General features: G+C 43.5%; 17 protein-coding genes and 1 pseudogene. 12 read left to right on the top strand and 6 right to left on the bottom strand.

Annotation, left to right across the window (positions count from 1 at the left end; translation table 11 throughout):
- Positions 1-301 precede the first annotated feature (301 nt).
- On the bottom strand, positions 302-838 hold the full coding sequence (fliN, locus tag LEP1GSC194_RS06355) for a flagellar motor switch protein FliN (RefSeq protein ID WP_017808815.1): 537 nt from the start codon (positions 836-838) through the stop codon (positions 302-304).
- A gap of 96 nt (positions 839-934) precedes the next feature.
- Between fliN and LEP1GSC194_RS06350 the strand changes: the two genes are divergently transcribed.
- The 4 genes and pseudogenes from LEP1GSC194_RS06350 to LEP1GSC194_RS06335 all read left to right on the top strand — a co-directional run bounded on the left by LEP1GSC194_RS06350 (position 935) and on the right by LEP1GSC194_RS06335 (position 4,472).
- Positions 935-2,233: an AAA family ATPase gene (locus tag LEP1GSC194_RS06350; RefSeq protein ID WP_020772858.1), complete on the top strand. Its 1,299-nt coding sequence runs from the start codon at positions 935-937 to the stop codon at positions 2,231-2,233.
- 137 nt (positions 2,234-2,370) lie between these two features.
- Positions 2,371-3,202: pseudogene (gene fcpB, locus LEP1GSC194_RS06345) on the top strand (flagellar-coiling protein FcpB).
- Between the two features lie 61 nt (positions 3,203-3,263).
- Positions 3,264-3,677, top strand: coding sequence for a hypothetical protein (locus tag LEP1GSC194_RS06340; protein WP_020772779.1), 414 nt, complete (start codon positions 3,264-3,266; stop codon positions 3,675-3,677).
- Positions 3,678-3,692: 15 nt separating this feature from the next.
- On the top strand, positions 3,693-4,472 hold the full coding sequence (locus LEP1GSC194_RS06335; protein ID WP_017808582.1) for a 16S rRNA (uracil(1498)-N(3))-methyltransferase: 780 nt from the start codon (positions 3,693-3,695) through the stop codon (positions 4,470-4,472).
- Here LEP1GSC194_RS06335 and impL63 read toward each other — a convergent pair.
- A complete protein-coding gene (gene impL63, locus LEP1GSC194_RS06330; protein WP_036041586.1) occupies positions 4,461-6,104 on the bottom strand; it encodes a cytoplasmic membrane protein ImpL63 in 1,644 nt (547 codons plus the stop codon). The genes LEP1GSC194_RS06335 and impL63 overlap by 12 nt on opposite strands.
- Before the next feature lie 284 nt (positions 6,105-6,388).
- Here impL63 and LEP1GSC194_RS06325 point away from each other — a divergent pair, with 284 nt between their 5' ends.
- From LEP1GSC194_RS06325 to metW, 3 genes are all read left to right on the top strand, one after another.
- The gene (locus LEP1GSC194_RS06325) at positions 6,389-7,693 is read left to right on the top strand and encodes an O-acetylhomoserine aminocarboxypropyltransferase/cysteine synthase family protein (RefSeq protein ID WP_020772915.1); all 1,305 of its coding nucleotides are present in this window, start codon (positions 6,389-6,391) and stop codon (positions 7,691-7,693) included.
- Between the two features lie 117 nt (positions 7,694-7,810).
- Entirely contained in the window at positions 7,811-8,911 is a 1,101-nt protein-coding gene (gene metX, locus LEP1GSC194_RS06320) for a homoserine O-acetyltransferase MetX (RefSeq protein ID WP_020772815.1), read from the top strand.
- Positions 8,912-8,914: 3 nt separating this feature from the next.
- Positions 8,915-9,532 (top strand): methionine biosynthesis protein MetW, encoded by a 618-nt coding sequence (gene metW / locus LEP1GSC194_RS06315; RefSeq protein ID WP_020772882.1) that lies wholly within the window; start codon positions 8,915-8,917, stop codon positions 9,530-9,532.
- Between the two features lie 4 nt (positions 9,533-9,536).
- Here metW and LEP1GSC194_RS06310 read toward each other — a convergent pair whose 3' ends face one another.
- A complete protein-coding gene (locus tag LEP1GSC194_RS06310) occupies positions 9,537-10,592 on the bottom strand; it encodes a D-alanine--D-alanine ligase (protein WP_020772809.1) in 1,056 nt (351 codons plus the stop codon).
- Between LEP1GSC194_RS06310 and LEP1GSC194_RS06305 the strand changes: the two genes are divergently transcribed.
- The 5 genes from LEP1GSC194_RS06305 to LEP1GSC194_RS06285 all read left to right on the top strand — a co-directional run bounded on the left by LEP1GSC194_RS06305 (position 10,548) and on the right by LEP1GSC194_RS06285 (position 15,446).
- Entirely contained in the window at positions 10,548-12,032 is a 1,485-nt protein-coding gene (locus tag LEP1GSC194_RS06305; protein WP_020772861.1) for a hypothetical protein, read from the top strand. The two genes, LEP1GSC194_RS06310 and LEP1GSC194_RS06305, sit on opposite strands and share 45 nt — an antisense overlap.
- The gene (locus LEP1GSC194_RS06300; RefSeq protein ID WP_020772852.1) at positions 12,029-12,808 is read left to right on the top strand and encodes an MlaE family ABC transporter permease; all 780 of its coding nucleotides are present in this window, start codon (positions 12,029-12,031) and stop codon (positions 12,806-12,808) included. The genes LEP1GSC194_RS06305 and LEP1GSC194_RS06300 overlap by 4 nt, the downstream gene beginning before the upstream one ends.
- A 3-nt stretch (positions 12,809-12,811) precedes the next feature.
- On the top strand, positions 12,812-13,579 hold the full coding sequence (locus tag LEP1GSC194_RS06295) for an ABC transporter ATP-binding protein (RefSeq protein ID WP_020772906.1): 768 nt from the start codon (positions 12,812-12,814) through the stop codon (positions 13,577-13,579).
- Positions 13,580-13,607: 28 nt separating this feature from the next.
- A complete protein-coding gene (gene mce, locus LEP1GSC194_RS06290) occupies positions 13,608-14,357 on the top strand; it encodes a mammalian cell entry protein Mce (RefSeq protein WP_020772773.1) in 750 nt (249 codons plus the stop codon).
- Positions 14,358-14,558: 201 nt separating this feature from the next.
- On the top strand, positions 14,559-15,446 hold the full coding sequence (locus LEP1GSC194_RS06285; protein ID WP_036041583.1) for an NAD(P)-dependent oxidoreductase: 888 nt from the start codon (positions 14,559-14,561) through the stop codon (positions 15,444-15,446).
- On the opposite strand, the gene LEP1GSC194_RS06280 is transcribed toward LEP1GSC194_RS06285, so the two are convergent.
- The 3 genes from LEP1GSC194_RS06280 to LEP1GSC194_RS06270 all read right to left on the bottom strand — a co-directional run bounded on the left by LEP1GSC194_RS06280 (position 15,406) and on the right by LEP1GSC194_RS06270 (position 18,225).
- Positions 15,406-15,948, bottom strand: coding sequence for a GDYXXLXY domain-containing protein (locus LEP1GSC194_RS06280; RefSeq protein WP_017807932.1), 543 nt, complete (start codon positions 15,946-15,948; stop codon positions 15,406-15,408). The two genes, LEP1GSC194_RS06285 and LEP1GSC194_RS06280, sit on opposite strands and share 41 nt — an antisense overlap.
- Positions 15,945-17,135 carry a DUF2157 domain-containing protein gene (locus tag LEP1GSC194_RS06275; RefSeq protein WP_020772792.1) on the bottom strand — a complete coding sequence of 397 codons (1,191 nt, stop codon included), beginning with the start codon at positions 17,133-17,135 and terminating at the stop codon, positions 15,945-15,947. The genes LEP1GSC194_RS06280 and LEP1GSC194_RS06275 overlap by 4 nt, the downstream gene beginning before the upstream one ends.
- A 241-nt stretch (positions 17,136-17,376) precedes the next feature.
- Positions 17,377-18,225, bottom strand: a complete 849-nt coding sequence (locus tag LEP1GSC194_RS06270) for a M48 family metalloprotease (protein ID WP_086005161.1) — start codon at positions 18,223-18,225, stop codon at positions 17,377-17,379.
- Positions 18,226-18,264 lie beyond the last annotated feature (39 nt).

The raw sequence follows: 18,264 nt of genomic DNA, 5'->3' as shown, positions 1-18,264 counted from the left end.
GATAGGATCATTTTAGAAAGAACGGAAGTCTTCATAGAAAAACCGAAAATCGTTTTTTTGAATCGAACAAAACGATTCTTGCATATAGAAAACCCGGTGAACATCCTGGTTTTCTTTTTTTGAATATTAGGGATTCCGATTTTGCTTTACAATTCTCTCTGAACCAATCTCACTCCCTACCGGTCCGTTCGGTAATGCTGCTCGTTCGCTGAAACGCTCTCTGAACTCAATCTCACTCCCTACGGGTCGTTCGATAGATCGCGTTTCAGTTCGCGAGATAAGTTTTGAGACAAGTTCCAAATCAGAGTCTTCGACTCTGATCCACAATTTCCGTGATTTGGACCCCGTAAAAATCATCCATTGCTACAAGTTTTCCTCTACCGACCAAACGACCATTTGCAAGAATGTCCAAATCCTCTCCCACATTCTTATCCAACTCAACGACCACACCTTCGTTCAAACCGTTTACGTCTTTGATATACATGTTCGTTCTACCTAACTCCACAGTGAGCGCAAGGTTTACGTCCATCAGTAAATTTAAGTTTGTCGATTGGGTTGGTGAAGACTGACGAGACGTCGGTCTTGGAGCGGAAGGCGCAGGAGTTGGTGAAGGTCCAAGCGCGGCGGAAATATCCGCGAAAGAAGGAGAATCGGTTCCGGAACTTTCACCGCCTCCGCCCGCTTCTCCACTGCCACCGGCTCCGCCCAAAAGAGAATCGAGTTCTCCACTTAAATTGAAATCGGACCCGCTTTCGGCTCCAGCAGCAGGCGAGGTTTCGCCGCCACCGCCCGTTAAAAGGGCGTCTATGTCTTCCTGTGAGAGTGACCCTTCTCCCATTTTTCTTTCTCCTTCACAAATCCGATAGTAAAGAAATCGACAGAATCTTAGATTCCTACAAGAGTATTTTCAGATCCAAACGAGGTACTTTAAGTTTTGAGTTCCCCCATCCCATCAGAATCCGCTTCCGGAAAATCCATCCTATCCGAAGTCGATTTTACAAAAACAAAGAGTTTTCTTCACGGGGAATTGAGCGCCCTCGGTTTTTCCAATCTCGATCTTCCAGCGGTAACTTCGGAAAAAAAAGATCTCAAGATTGAATTTCCCGTTACTTCGATTTCCAAGTCTGCCCTTTTGGATTGTCTTCAGATTCTCAAAAACCATATCGAAAATTTGAGAATCCATACGTTTGAACCCGGTTATTGTTGCATCCAAGCCTTGAATGAAAATCTATTCGAGACAAAAAATCTTTTAGATACGGTCCGTTTTCGATTCTATTCCGGAAGAACCAAAAATCGAGTCGAAATTACGAAAAAGGGAGATTTCACTAGAGAAGAATTATTTGCAATCGTTGCCCTCTTTCAATTTTTGAAATCGGAAAAAGGAACTGAAACGGCAAACCCCGAAGAACTTTTAACCTCGCTGGGAGTGGAAGTTTTCCGACCGCTCGAAGCTGAGAAGAATGGAAAATCGATCACTTTTGACCAAATAGCAGGATACGAAGGCGTCAAACAGCAGATTTTAGAATCCATCATTCTCCCCTTAAAAAACCCGGACATGCTCTCCGAACTTTCCAAATTAACTCGAAAATTTCCAAACGACACTCGACCGAGAGCCGTCCTCTTTGAAGGAGATCCCGGTGTCGGAAAAACCACAATGGCTCGAGTCGTTTCCTGTATGACCGGACTCCCTCTCATCTATGTCCCGGTGGAATCCATTATGAGTAAATACTACGGAGAAAGCGCACAAAATATGGCCTATGTATTTGACGCGGCCGCGCTTTTTCCAGCCTGTTTGATCTTTTTGGACGAAATCGATTCTCTTGCGGGAAGCAGAGAAGAAGGAATGTTCGAAGCCACTCGTAAAATTCTTTCCGTTCTTTTACGTAAAATCGACGGTTTCAGTAGCCAGAGAAATTCAGTGACGATCGGAGCCACAAACCGAAAGCAGGATCTGGACCACGCGCTTCTTTCCAGATTTGATCGAACGATATACTTTCCTTTCCCCGATTTGTCTGAAAGAGCTAAGATTCTGGAGACATATGCGATGCATCTCTCGGAAACGGAAAGAACACGGATTTCAGAAGATTTAAACGGGCATTCCGGAAGAGCGATTCGTGATTTCTGTGATTTAGTGGAAAGAAAATGGGCTTCTTACCTGATCGAAAAAGGATTGAAACCGGTCCCGCCACCCTATGAGCTGTATCTGGAAAATACCTCCAAACCCGAGAAATAATCTCGGATTTTTGAATAAAAAGTGATGCGTTCATTCAATCTGGAGTCTATTATTCCGATAATACACATAGGGTTCTATAACCAAACGATGTCTGCGTTATGGGATTCAAATATCCGCTTCACTAAGGACAAGGGGAAATGAAACTTCAAAAGCTATTTTTAGCAGTTTTAGTCGCAATTTCGACCGCGGTGTTTTCTCAGCAAAATTCCGGGTCAGATCAGAAATCACAGCCTTCAGACGCTCAGTTAGGCCAGTCCATCCTGGAAACGGAGAGAAAACTCGATGAAAAAATTTTCGAGCTGAACCAAAGACTGACACGTCATACGGTTCTCATGAAAATGAAAGTTCGAGTTCTTCCTTTCAGAACGGTTCTGTTTAAAGGAAAGGCAAACAACGACGAATGTGCTCCGGCGATCAACCAGGAAGATCCCGCGAACAATTGTATCCGCGTCGAAGTTTACGACTTTATTCGCGACGAGGAAAGGGGGTTTAAACAAAACCGTACAAGGGTCGCTCGCGAAATATATGGAGATTTTCTTCGAAGGTCAGAATAGCAACGATCCCGAACCTAGGTCGGAACCTCCGAGAAACATCAATAAACTGAAATCCAAAATTTATAAAAACAATATGGTTTTGGAAGATAAAATCATATCCGAGGTGATGGACAGAGGAGCGAATACTCAGCCGTCTCACAACGATAAGGTGGAAATATTTTTCCAAAAAGACAACTATCCAGAGTATGGCCGTCCCGAAACTCCCGCCGAAAAAGGCGTGGGTAAATATATACTCGCAGGAGTTGAGAATACGAAAACCCACCCGATCCGGAATTCATTCAAAAAAGAATTCTATATCAAACACCTGGACCAATTTGACAGACTCTTTACCAAAATTTTCGATTACAACGACCAGTTAGGAAACGAAAATTATAAAGAGAACGTAGACGCACTGAAGGAATCTCTCCGCTACTAAAAAAGTGCGCTACATTCTCCCCTGTCCCCGATGCCGGACGGAGCTCAGGATTCCCATCGATTTGGGAAAACTGACCGTTCGGTGTCCGCGGTGTTACGAATCGTTTTTATTCGACCCGGAATTAACCCGTCAATACGATGGCGGTTACTTGGAAGAAAATTCTAAAGAAGACAACCCTTATCGTACAAGTTCCTTCCGTACATTTTGGGAAAACTTCAAACAAAATATTTCGAATCTCGGATCCCGATTTCAAGGTTTGGGCCAAGCTCCCGGGAAAAGACTTGCAAGAAATCTTTTATTGATTCTCTTGGCGATCGGAATCGTTCGTACTTGTTTTTTTTCTCCATTTCAAGATTTGCAGAATTCAAATCAGTTCCCCGACTCGATTTCTCCTCCGGAAACACCGCAGGAAATCATACCCAAAGAACCTTCCCAACCGCCCGGGGAACAACCCGAACCTAAGTTTGAAATCTAAGACGTTCCTTTCATCTTGAATCTGCTGATTTGTAAAGAAGAATGGAGAATCGCAAAATCGAATCGATTTTCCATCGATGATCCTAAAAAGATCCAACATATATGCAATATTTTGAATAAACGAGAAGGAACTCGTTTAAAAGCGGGGCTCATAAACAAAAGTCTTGGAAAATTGGTTTTAGAAGAAATCGATGCGGAAAAAATCATCGGCAGGTATAAACCGATCCTAACTCCCAAATTTCGTTTTCCGGAAGTTCATATCCTACTCGCAATCAACCGACCTCCGACGGTCCGAAAAATTCTTCAGTTGGCGGGAACTTGGGGAATCGCTTCCATCCATTTTTTTATTAGCAAGAATTCTAGAAAAGAATACCTGACCTCCCCCGTTTGGCAACCCGACGAAATTGAATCGGAACTCATAGAGGGTATGGAACAGGGAAAGAATATCTTTCTTCCGAAAGTCCGTTTCGATTTTAAGAATCGAATCGAAATGATTCTTGATGAGAAACTGAAGGATTTTGAGTTTACGTTTCGTTTTGTCTTGGATCGAAAGGGTTTCACTCTTCCCGAAATCATAGAAAATAAAAAATCAGATTCAAATTTTGGAATGTCTTCTCCGACTCGGATCTTAGTCGCCATCGGTCCGGAAAGCGGCTTTGTTCGAAGTGAAATCGACTTTTGGAAACGTTTCGATTTCAAAGAACTGAACCTTTCCACTCGGGTTTTACGCACCGAAACCGCAGTTGCATTTCTTCTTGCAAGACTCGAAGAAAAAAATCTATTTTTAAAAAGTTAAATTACTGGAGAACAATACCTTCTGTTCGTCCTGAGCTTCATACTGGCCGGAAGCAGTATCATAAACCCATTTACGAACGTTTTGAAGTCTTATTGCGGCAAATCCAAGATTGATCGCCAATTCGATAGCTCCCTGAGAACGATCATCCAATTTGAAAGCTTCCTTATTTTGATCAAAACCCTTCTTCATATAATACCCGTTTACGAGGAACAAACTTCCGATCGGAACGTAAATCCCTAAAAACACCCTGGAATTATCGGGTCCGGAATAATTTTCGTAATTCGACTCGATTGCAAATCTGTAAAAATTGAATAAGACCGTGGTAAAATGTCCTTTGATCTTAGCGCCGTCGGGATCCGCCAACTTAGCCGCCTCGAGTTTTGTCTGCGGAATATGACTCTGCAGATTGCTCTGATATCTTTCCAGTTCGTAAAAACTGTCGAAATACATCGGAATGTACGTAGCGGACATATTTCTATATTCCGGTTTTATCTGGACATAGATGTCCTTTCCGCCCAACCGAAGGATCGCCCCGTAATGTGTTCCTTTGGCATTCTGAAGCTGATTGATTTTATTCACGTCGTAGTAAGGAGTCAGTTCTATGTATTTCGCACTGAGCAGTTTGTATTCGAAGTCAAAACCGCTGATCGTTAGTTTTTCCGTGGATCTGACGAGCGGGTTATTATTATCGTCCACCTTTAGTTTTCCCGCAGTATCGAACTTAAGTTCCAGTGGAGCCTTGTTATCGAAGGCGGTCGTATAACCGATCGCAAATCGATTTGCGAAATTATCCTGATTGAAGAGTTCTTTCAAATTTTGCGGCTTTTCCGGTTTTTTATCCGCAGGAATCATTTCTTCTTTTTTTTCCTTTGTCTTCTGGTCCTCGATCAAAGCTCGATAAGATTCTTTTTCTTCCGCCCCCACCTCCTCGTAGACCTTTGTCCTTCCGGCTTCGTCGGCTACGTTTCCTTGCCCAACCGTTAACATCGTTAAGAATTTGGCGCGGCCCGTGATGATATCGAAAAGTTTGAATCCGATCGCAAAAGGTCGGATATAAACTCGCGCGGAACTGACTTCTCTCGTATAAACCGAGTTCGTAAATACCTGCACTCCCCCATAATCGCTGTTCATGTCCGCATGGAGACCTACGTTATACACATCCAAACGTTGATTGTTTACGTATCGATTCACGATGGTTCCGTGACCAATATAACCGTCGAACAACTTTCCAAAATATGCGGAATACGTAATTTCTCCGGGAGTATATTTTCCGAACTGACCGAACCAAATATTATTGATCAATCTTAGATAATCGCTCTTTTCATTGTAATCAAAAGCCCGCAACTTTCCGACTTTGGAATTTTCCTGCTTAGGGTCCGTGTCGTACATCAAAAAGTTCAAAGGTAACGTAAGCGACGCCCCAAAATCTCCTCCGAAGTTTAAATTGACGGTCGGAGCTACATAAAGGTAGTAATCTTTCTGATATTTATTGATTCCCAGATCGTAGGTAAACGGATCGGTGGGATGCATATACTGTCTTCCGGGAGGAATCCAGAGCTGAGCCTGAACTCCCGTTTGAATCACAAAGTAGAAAAAAAGAAATAGGAAAAGGTATTTCGAACGTTTGGTCATGTCGAATTTGATATACACAGAAGATTCCTTAGAAATCCCGCTACACTCTCCTTATCGTAAGTTTTACTCAATTATCGGCACGAATATCCGTTTTCAAAGCACGTCCGCAACCGGGTATGAACCAATTTACGGTTTTGGGGTTAAATGGAATCAGAAAGATCAATAAATTGCAAAGGAAATTTTTTGCAATTCCATCCGTATAAACAGATCGAATTTCAATATAACGGATTTTTGTTTGACTTCTGTGCGAAAATTCTCAGGATACGAAAAGGAGAAAAAATCGAATGCCAAGAAATTATAAACCCGAGACAATCGCTCTTCATGGAGGTCAATCTCCGGACCCCACGACTGCCTCCAGAGCGGTACCGATTTACCAAACCACATCCTATGTTTTCAAAGACACGGACCACGCGGCCAGACTTTTCGGCCTGCAAGAATTCGGAAATATTTATACAAGAATCATGAATCCGACCACGGACGTTCTCGAAAAGAGAGTGGCGGCTTTGGAAGGTGGAGTCGCCGCACTCGCCACCGCATCGGGTCAGGCCGCGGAAACCCTCGCACTTCTGAACATCGTAGAAACCGGTCAAGAAATCGTCGCTTCCTCTTCTCTCTACGGCGGAACTTATAACCTTCTTCACTATACGTTTCCGAAATTTGGAATTAAGGTCCACTTTGTGGATCCTTCCGATCCGGAGAATTTTCGTAAGGCGGTGAACGATAAGACCAGAGCCTTTTATGCGGAAACATTAGGAAATCCTAAATTAGATACCTTGGATCTGGAAGCGATCGCAAAGGTCGCTCACGAATCCGACGTTCCTTTTGTAGTCGACAACACATTACCTTCTCCGTATTTAGTCAACCCGATCGAACACGGCGCGGATATCGTGGTCCACTCCTTGACTAAGTTCTTAGGTGGACACGGAACTTCCGTCGGTGGAATTATCGTCGACTCCGGTAAATTCAATTGGGGCAACGGAAAGTTTAAGAATTTTACGGAACCCGATCCGAGTTATCACGGTTTGAAGTTCTGGGACGTTTTCGGAAAATTCGAACCGTTCGGCGGAGTGAACATCGCTTACATCATCAAAGCAAAAGTGCAAGGCCTTCGTGATACGGGAGCCTCTCTTTCTCCTTTTAACGCTTGGCAAATTCTTCAAGGTGTGGAAACCCTTCCTCTGAGAATCAGCAAACATTCCGAAAACGCTCTGGCAGTCGCAGAGCATCTGAGCAAACACAAAAAAGTTTCTTGGGTAAATTACCCGGGTTTAAAAACGGACAAGAACTATTCCCTTGCAAAAAAGTATCACAAAAGAGATCTTTACGGCGCGATCATAGGTTTCGGAATCAAGGGCGGAGCGACGGAAGCGAAAAAATTCATCGACGGGCTTGAATTATTTTCTCTTCTTGCTAACGTAGGAGACGCAAAATCTTTGGCGATCCATCCCGCATCCACGACCCACCAACAATTGACTCCGGAAGAACAAGTTTCCGCCGGGGTTACTCCGGACTTCGTTCGTCTTTCCGTAGGTTTGGAAAACATCGAAGACATTTTATTCGATCTGGATGAAGCTCTGAAGAAAATTTAAAGGTTCGGCCGATTTGACTTTTTTGATATTTCAGGGAAGCTACTTTTCTTTTCATTTCTCGTCCAAGAAAGATACTAAAAAGTTATACGATGAGAATTACAGTGGTAACCAAATCTTATGAATGAATCTGGATCCATCGGAATCATTGAAACCAAATATGCCGAGTTCAAGGAACTTCCTTTGGACAACGGCTCCGTTTTATCTCCCGTTGTCATCGCCTATGAGACCTACGGCACTCTTTCTCCTTCTAAAAATAACGCCATCTTAATCTGTCACGCTTTGTCGGGAGACGCACACGCCGCCGGTTATCACTCCGAGTCGGATAAAAAACCGGGTTGGTGGGACGATTACATCGGTCCCGGAAAATCCTTCGACACGAATCAGTATTTCATCATCTGTTCGAACGTTATCGGAGGTTGTAAGGGTTCCTCGGGGCCTCTTTCGATTCATCCCGAAACGGGAACCTCCTACGGTTCCCGTTTTCCTTTTGTTTCGATCCAAGACATGGTAAGAGCCCAAAAACTTTTGGTGCAGTTTTTCGGCATCGAAAAACTTTTCTGCGTCGCGGGCGGTTCTATGGGAGGAATGCAAGCCTTGGAATGGAGCATCGCCTATCCCGATTCCCTTTCAAACTGTATCGTGATGGCTTCCACATCGGAACATTCCGCGATGCAAATCGCCTTCAACGAAGTGGGAAGACAAGCGATCCTCTCCGATCCGAATTGGAACAACGGCCTTTATGATGAAAATTCCCCGCGCAAAGGATTGGCTCTCGCGAGAATGGTCGGTCATATCACTTATCTTTCGGACGACAAAATGAGAGAGAAGTTCGGCAGAAATCCTCCTCGCGGTAATATCTTAACCACGGAATTTGCGGTGGGAAGTTATCTCATCTATCAAGGCGAAAGTTTTGTGGATCGTTTTGACGCAAACTCTTATATCTACGTTACGAAAGCGTTGGATCATTACAGCCTTGGAAAAGGGAAAGAATTAACCGCCGCTCTTTCACCGGCGACTTGCAGATTTTTAGTCGTGTCCTACAGTTCGGATTGGTTATATCCTCCGTTTCAGTCTCGAGAAATCGTCAAGTCCCTCGAGGCAGCAGACAAACGGGTGTTCTACTTGGAACTTCAATCCGGAGAAGGTCACGATTCTTTTCTCCTGAAAAATTCGAAACAAATCGAAATTCTAAAGGGATTTTTGGAAAATCCGAATTAATTCATGACTCCTCTTGAAAAAAAAACGTCCATCGATCTGGTTTTGAAAGAAAGACCCGACTTCGCTTATATCCTCAATTTGATTCCTGTCGGTTCCAGGGTGCTGGATCTCGGTTGTGGAAACGGAACGTTACTCTATCTTTTAAAAGAAAAAGGGATCCGAGGCCAGGGAATCGAAAAGGACGAAGATTGTATCGTGGAATGTATTCAACGAGGGATTTACGTTCATCACGGAGATATCGACGAAGGCCTTGAACATCACCAGGACAAACGTTTTGATTTTGTGGTTCTCAATCAGACGATTCAGGAAACGAGAAACCCCGGAGAAATTTTAAAAGAATCTCTGCGCATCGGCAAGAAGGTCATCGTCGCGTTTCCGAACTTCGGCCATTGGAACGTTCGTTGGACGATCTTAACCACGGGCAAAACTCCGGTTACGGATCTACTTCCCTATCGTTGGTTCAACACTCCGAACCTTCACTTTCTTTCGGTTTTGGACTTTATCGAATTCTGCGAGATTCAAAAATTCAAAATCGAAAACAGGGCGTATTTTCGGGATCTTTCCCAGGTTCGATTTCGTCCCAACTTTTTTTCCAAACTTGCGCTTTTTGTAATATCCTAATTTTCTAATGGAGAGAATGTTTGAGCCCGATTTCGATCAGATCGGCCAACACTTCTTCCATGGGAATTCCCGCGGCTTTTGCCTGTTGTGGAATCAAACTCGTCTCCGTCATTCCGGGTAACGTGTTGGTTTCCAAGATATGAGGTTCCCCGTTTACGAGGATAAAATCGGTTCTGGAATATCCTCGGCAACCGAGGGATTCGTGCGCCGCTATCGAAAGTTCTTGGACTTTTTTCATCTCTTGTTCGGAAATTCTTGCGGGTGTGATTTCGCGAGAACCGCCTTCTTTGTATTTGGATTCGAAGTCGAAAAATTCTCCGCCGGGAACGATCTCGGTTGCGGGTAACGCGACTCTTGTCAATTTGCCGTTTCTATATCTTTCCAAAACCCCGCAGGAAACTTCGGTTCCCGCAAGAAAGGACTGACTCATCACCTTAAAGTCGGATTGAAACATAAGAGCGAGTTGTTTGGAAAGTTGTTCCTTGTTTGTAATCTTATGTGTGGAAACGCTGGATCCTCCTTCCACCGGTTTTAAAAACTGAGGAAATCCCAGGGTTTCCAATTTGGAAACCGCGGCCTCCGGGGAAGTCGTATATTCCAACTTACCGATTTCAAAGAAAGGAGCCACCTTCTGACCGGATTGCAAAAAAATCCAATTGGCTCTGGTCTTATCCATCGCGATCGCGGACGCAGCAACTCCCGAACCCGTGTAAGGAATTCCCAAAACCCTTAAGAAACCTTGGATGGTTCCGTCTTCTCCCTTACCTCCGTGAAGACCTAGAAAAACGATGTCCGCGTCCAAACCGGGAATCGAATCCGTTTTCGAAACGCCGTTCCTTTTTTGAAATTCTTCCCGAAACAAATCCGGAGAATTCGCTGACTCAAACGGGATCGACATCCGATATTCTAAAGGAACCACCCAACCTCCGTCCTGAGTTAAGAGAATGGGTTTGACCGAATGCCCCATCTTATGCAGAGTCTTACAAATAAAACATCCGGTCCGAATCGAAATACTGTGTTCCGTAGAACTACCGCCAAAAAAGACTGCGATCTTAGACAAAAGAAATTCTCCAAAAAGAATGGTTTCGCTTCCGACTTCCAAAAGAAGTTTAGAATCTTTTGCATCGTAATTCTTCTCTTCTCCTCTGAAAACATATTTTCGGAATACCCTTCCAAACCCGTGGGAGAATTCAAATCCTCGTACGATCAGTTCTGGTTTCTGTATCAAAAAGAATTGAGAGCGGGAGAATCGGAAGTCATCTTTCGTCCGTTCTACTCGAGTTATAGGGAAGAAAAATCGGCGTATCGATTTCAGACGGTTTTGTATCCGATCTATTACAGCGAAGAAACCAAATACTGGAAGGTCTGGACTTTCCTTTTCTTTTTTTCGGGAACGTCCACCTTACACGAAGATGCGGGCGAGGATTCGGACGTTTTGACCCCTCTTTTATTCTGGGGCTGGGGAGATACCGAGCGAGAGAAGTACTTCGGTTTTTTTCCAATCGCGGGAAAGTTAAGAAACAAGATCGGTTATTCCGAATTGAGTTTTATTCTTTTTCCTCTTTATACCAACTGGAAGTATAAGGACTACGATGCGACGGCGGTTCTCTGGCCTTTGTTCTTGTCCGCGTCGTCCGAAACCAGGGAAGAATTTAGAATCTTTCCTTTGTTTTCCAAAAAGGTGCATCGAGGTAAGTATGAAAGATATTCCCTCTTGTGGCCTATCTTTCAGTGGGGAACTACGTTTCAGGATAAAAGAGAACCCGTTCATTACAAACTTTTCTTTCCCTTGTTCGGATTTAAGGACTCGGAAGCGGGGAACATGAAGTCCAGGGGTTTTTTGATCATTCCCTTGCTCGGTTCGTTTATAGGTTACGGATACGATAAACGAACGGGTGAAAAAGATTTCAACGCGTTATTCTTTTTGTTTCAATACGGAACCAACCAGGATGAAGATTACGGAAAACTAATCTTCTTCCCTTTTTTCGGACATTATGGATTCGCTTCCAAACAGACCACTTTCATCACTCCGTTATACTTTCATCTGCAGTCGGACACGTATCATATCAAGTCGGACGATACTTTTTTGATTCCGTTCTTCTTCCATTCCAAAAGAAAATACGTTCAATGGGATCGGGACGAAAGTTATCTGAAACTCTGGCCTATTTTTAAATACCAAAAGGACAGAGAAGGAAACGTAGTTTGGAACGTGTTGTCCCTTTTTCCGATCAAATCGGAAGTTGTGGATCGAATCTGGGACCCTCTTTGGTCGATCTTTGAATATCAGAAACTTTCGAACGGAGAAAAAAGAGTTTCCGTGTTGATGAGAGTTTATACGCAGAGATGGACGGAGACCGAGTTTCACGCGAGTATTCCTTTCGTTTTGGAACTTTCATTGACTCCCGAAAAAACCTCCTGGAAATTCCTTTACGGTCTCGTCGGCTACGAAAGAGTCGAAACGAACCGGAGTCTACAACTCCTCTGGTTTATCAAAATATGACCCTATCCATTAAAGAAAGACTTACCGAATTTTTCTACGCGAGCGGTTTTACGATCCTTTTAGTATATGAGAGTATTCTAAATATCCCTTACTGTTTTTTTAAAAGAAAAGAGATCCTGGATCAGATGTACATCACGGGAGTCGGGAGTATATCGGTGGTTTCGATCGTCGCGGTTTTTACGGGAATGATCATGTCGCTTAACACCGGACTGGGATTAAAGGACTTCGGGGCCGAAGGTCAAATCGGCCTTTTGATGACGATCACTCTGACAAGAGAAATGTCTCCGTTTATGACGGCATTGATTCTCGCGGCCTCGATCGGATCGGCGATGGCCGCGGAAATAGGAACGATGAAAGTTTCCGAGGAAGTGGACGCGCTCGAAGTTATGTCCATCGATCCGGTGCGTTATTTGATCTTTCCCAGAATTTTAGGTTTTTCCGTCATGGTTCCCGTGTTATGCGTTTACTCCACCGTTCTCGGAATTTTAGGCGGAGCTATCGTCGGTTATTTCCAACTTGGAATCGATTACTTCACCTATTTCCGAGATGTGTTCGATCGAATCGCGTCCATTCCGGGTCTGAAAGATTTGTATGTTGGAATTCTGAAAGGTTTTATATTCGGAATCATCGTTTCTGCGATTTCCTGTTCCCATGGACTGAGAACTTCGGGAGGTGCGATCGGAGTCGGAAGAGCTACGAGAGAATCCGTGGTGACTTCGTTTTTGATGGTAATCTTTACGGGTTATATGATCACCGCCCTATTTTACAGAGATTGAACGATGGAACCCTTTGCAATCGAACTCAAAAACGTCCATAAAACTTTCGGCAAAAGAAAGATTTTGACGGGTATGAATCTCCACGTAAAAAAAGGAGAAACGCTCGTAATACTCGGACCTTCCGGAACTGGAAAGTCCGTCACTCTCAAACATATCACGGGGCTTTTGGAACCCGACGCGGGAGATTGTTTTATCTTCGGAGAAAGTATTTCCAGAGTGGGCATCAAAGTAAAAAAGAAATTGAGAGCCAGGATGGGAGTTCTATTTCAATCCGGCGCGCTCATCAACTGGCTGACGGTTTTCGACAACGTGGCCCTTCCTCTGAGAGAACACAAATTGGCCTCGGAAGAAAAGATTCAAGAAATCGTAATGCAAAAATTAAAATTGGTGGATATGGTGATCGCTAAGGATAATTTCCCGAACGATATTTCAGGGGGTATGAAAAAAAGAGCGGGAATCGCAAGGGCAATTACTACCAATCCCGAAATCATTCTCTACGACGAGCCGACTTCCGGATTGGATCCAGTGATGTCTAACGTGATCAACGAACTGGTTCTCAAAATTCAAAAAGAAACCGGCGCCGCACAAGTCGTAGTCACACACGACATGTCCAGCGCCTATAGGATTGCGGATCGGATCAGCTTCGTTTATAAGGGAAAGATCGTGTTTACGGGAACGCCGGAAGAGATTCAAAACTCGGACAACGAGTTGATCCAGCAATTCATACACGGTAAAACGACCGGGCCGATGATTTTGGAAACCAAAGAGTAAAATCGCAATTACATGAGGAGAATCTAATATGAATTCGTTACGTTATCTGCTCGTCGGAGTCATTTTTACCGCGGCCATAGCCGTGGTCGGTTATTTTACGATCATCACTGAAGGCGGCCCGGTTAAAAAAAAGGGCGAGTTTATGAAGGTCACCTTCCGAAACGCGGAAGGAATCAAGGTCGGAAATAAAGTGACGGTTCAGGGAGTTCCGTTCGGTTACGTTTCCGCAATTCGGTTGATCCAAATCGACGAAAACGGAATCGAAGTTCAAACCGGAGAAGCGGGAATCGGAACCAGGGTGGAAATCACGATGCTTCTCAGGGAAAAAATCAGCCTCTATGACAATTACGATATCATTATCAAAAACGAAAGTCTTTTGACGGGACGCGTAATTTCCATCGACCCCGGTACCACGGATCCTGAATCGAAACAATTAAAGGCAAGATCCACCCCCGTTACGATGGTCGACTACAAAGCCGCGGGAGCGCTCAAAGGAAGGGTCTTACAAGATCCTTTGGTGAGTTTATCGGAATTGATTTCCGAAAATAGAGGGGATATTCGTAAGACATTTTCGAATATCGCGGACATCACGACCAAAATCAACACGGGAGACGGAAGTTTGGGTCGACTTATCAACAACGACGACGTTCATAAAAATGTAAACACAGTCCTAACGGACGCCCAAATCGTCCTAAGGGAACTCAGGGAAGGACTCGAGGACACCAGGGAACAAACTCCGGTCACGAGTTTTATCCGAGCAGCTTTAAGCGCTTTTTAATATTAGAGTTATTGAAAAATTAATTCTCCAGTTGTTTCTGTTTCATTAAAATGGACGATTGAAGCGGTTTTGTTAATCTCCAATATCGAATTTTTCAACAACTCTATTATAAAGTTTTTTCAAAACCTTGCGGCTTGATTTTTCCGATATGCTAAATTAAAGTTTAAAAAACGCCGTAAATTATTTTAATTTTATATTCTAATGAAACAACATACCATATGCATCATAGGAACCGGAATCATGGGACGCGGAATCGCGGCCAACCTCGCAAAAGAAGGTTTTAGTCTCAGACTCTATGCAAGAAATACGTCCAAAATCGCGGATCTGATAAACGACAACGTCCGAATTTTCGATTCCCCCGCTACGGCGTCCAAAACCGCGGATCTCGTGGTTTTGTGTTTAACCGAAGATACGATCATAGAAAAAGAAGTCGTCGCATCCGGACTTTTAGAGACAAAACCTCCGGTTATCATAGACTGCGGAACAACTTCTCTTACGTTCACTTCCAAACTTGCGGAAGAATGTTCCCAAAGGAAGATTCGTTTTTACGATTCTCCGATGACCGGTTCCAAAAACGCGGCGAGAGACGGACAGATTCTTTTTATGGTCGGAGCGACCAAGCAGGAAGTGGAAGATATTCAATTCTTCTTTGAAAGTTGCGGAAAGAACGTCGTTTATTGCGATTCCATAGGCAAAGGTCAAAAAGCGAAACTCGCGCTTAACATGATTCAGGCGGGAATCTTTCAGGTTTATATGGAAGGTTTTGAACTCGCAAAAAATGGCGGAATTGCACCGGAGGTTTTAAAGGAAATTCTTCTTGGGTCCGCCGCAAAGTCCGGAATCGCGGAATTCAAGTTTCCGTTCGTATTTTCGGGAAACTATGAAACTCATTTTTCGCTCAAGAATATGAGAAAGGACGTCTATCACGCGATGGAACTCGCAAAAGAAAACAAGACGAACCTTTCTCTTTGTCAAAATCTTCCCGCGATTTACGACGCGGGAATGAATGCGGGTTTTGGAGAAAACGACTTCTGCAGCCTAAACGAAGTCACAGCGAAGATCCGTCCTCCCAAATCAGAGAATCGGTAAGAGCCTTTCCGTTCAAATCCACTTTCAAACGGATGTGCACCTTCTTCTCTTTTCGTAGTCGCCTTTCGTACTCAAGAGCTTTTTCTTCGTTCACATAAAAACGTTCATTACCGATTTTGAATCTTCCATATCGACAAGTTCCGCGCAAGTACAATCGACAGATACTTCTATCCTTCAAAGTATCGGGATCGCAATTCTCTATAAAAAATCCTTCTCCCTCTTGTATCTTTCCGGAATGAGGATAACAGATACAATGTTGTTGATCCGAGTCGGATTTACTGTAGGAATTCGTATTCAAATTTTGGCAGATAGAATCCGATTGATACTCGATGTTGTAACGCAGATAATGTCCCGCGAGAAGATCCCTCGGATCGTATCCGCTAACGGGAAGAATCAGTTCTTTTCCCGAACTTTTTGAAAACTCGAGAGTCGCGATTTGCCAACCGAAGAACACGATCGGAAGGAACAATGCGACAGGAAGGATCAGTTTGAGAAATTTCATTCTTCACCTCCCAATAAAATTCTTACTCTGGATTTGTATTTCAAGTATCCGATCGTAAGTCCTATGATGAGCAGCCCGGAAATGATAAGCCCGAATCCTGTGTAAGTCAGGGTTCCGAATAGATCGAAGTAAAAGTATAAGAATCGAATTCCCACGATCGCCAAAGAAAGATCGAATATTTTTCTGTGATTCCGAAACGAGGACGCAATTCCCAACCAAAAAAGAATAAACAAAAAAGAAGGCAATAACGTCACGAAATAATTCCAAATATAGGATCCGATCGATTCAGCCAAAACATACCGAAACGGATGCGGAAAATACAATAAGAATAATAAAAATAAACTTACGCTCAAAGATTTCTTTTGATTGGAGGAAATTTCCGTATTGGAGAATAAAAGATAAAAAAGCGGAGCCAAAACAAACAATCTAAGCCCTACCATCAACCAAGGAAAATCGGTCGTATAACCGAGATACCCTAAATTTTCAGAAAGATGATTACCGTAAATCAGGTCCTGGAAAAATCCCCGGAAAAAAGTTCCGGCGATCAAAAACAATACGGCCCAAAAAAACAACGTATCCCTTCTGGACTCTAAAACGAATTTTTCCGCAGCCAACCAAATTCCCGTAAAAATTACGGCCGAATAATAAAAATACATACTCCAATAATACTCCGAATCACCCCCTATTAGGTGGTCGATTTGATCACTGATCCAACCCGTTATAAAAATTTGAAAACCTACGATCCAAAGATGGAGGAAGGTTTTGGAATCGGTCGCAATCAAAAATAAAAAAGTAAGAACACACCAAAGCTGCGCCGCTTCGTAATACTTCCCTTCCAAGTTATAGACCTGCGATACAAGTCCGATCATCCCGAGGATCAATATCGAATTGAGAACGATCAAGACGGTGAGCAAATTCGGATTTTCCCGTTTCCAAAACGCAAGCCCTGCAACCAACAAGAGTGCGGCAAGACCTGTCCCTAACTTTAAGGAATCTTGAATTTCCTCCCAATTGGCGGCGATGATTGCGATGACACCGATACCGATGACGATCACACCTAAAATGATAAACGAATAATAGAGATAGGGAGTTTTTCGGGTTCCTTCGAAATTTCGAATCGCGTCCGATTGTTCCGACCGGATCAGCCCCGCCTCCACCCATCTTTTTAGTTTTTGTTCCAAACGCATAGATGGAAAGACTTTAGAGAGAATCAAACCGATTGCAAGAAGTTTTTAAAACGACTACGCCGAACCATTTGAATTTCTTTAATTTTCCCAAACATTCCAATAGTAAACAGTTCGGCAAACCGCCCGCCAAACGACGAAAAAAACGTTAGGCGAAATAGGATCGCATTTCGATCCTATTTATAGCCGCAAAAATGATTCATGCGATTTTAGAGCAGATCCTGAGTTCGTATAAGCGAGTTCGTCAGTCCTCATCCCCAAATGCTCTTTCCATCGCCGCTCGATAACGTTCCGTAAAAAGATTTTCCGGAGTCGGTTTCGGATTTCCGATGGTTCGGAGTCTTTTGGCGTTTTCGGCGATTCTTTCTTCATTCAAAGGATGTGTGGATAAGAATTTTATAATACGCTTGTCCGGACCCGTTCCCCCTTCCTCTTTTTCCTTCTTTTCGATGAGGACAAAAAAAGATTCCAAGGCTCCGGGATAGTATTTCGTGGATTTTAAATATTCAAAACTCGTTGAGTCTGCCTCCGCTTCCGCGGAACGACTGTTGGCTAGGGTAAGAATTTCTCCGCCGACCCTGGAACCCAAATTGATTAAGTTCGCCGCGTCCGATCCCAAAAAAATCGTAAGACCGATATAGATCGTAAAATAAATTCCTAATGAACTGATGATCTGTTTTACGGAATGTCTTTTTTCCGCGTGTGCGATTTCGTGCGCGAGAATTGCGGCGAGCGTTGCCTCGTCCTTGATCAACTTTAACAGTCCGGTATACACGAAGATATAACCGCCGGGGGTGCAGACCGCATTGATCGTATCGTCGTCGTCCAGGATGGAGATTTTATAAGGAAATTCTTTTTTATATCGGATCTGATCCGATTTTAGAATTTTATCCGCAACGGACTTTACATATTTTTCAAGGGCCGCGTCTTTTAAGATATGCATTCCTTCCTTTCCGTCTTTTGCGTTTTCTAAAAACGACTTTCCGATCTGTAAATCCAATTCTATCGGAACCGCGGAATCAATGATCGCCCCACAACTCGAAAAACAAAGAACGAAGAAAATTAAAACAAACGTATTCCGGATCTTTTTCATACGGAACATTCTTTTATTTTTGGAAATAGGATTCAAACC

It is taken from the genome of Leptospira alstonii serovar Sichuan str. 79601 (genome assembly GCF_000347175.1).
Classification (GTDB): Bacteria; Spirochaetota; Leptospiria; order Leptospirales; family Leptospiraceae; genus Leptospira; species Leptospira alstonii.
This window is presented reverse-complemented; position numbering and strand designations above follow the sequence as displayed.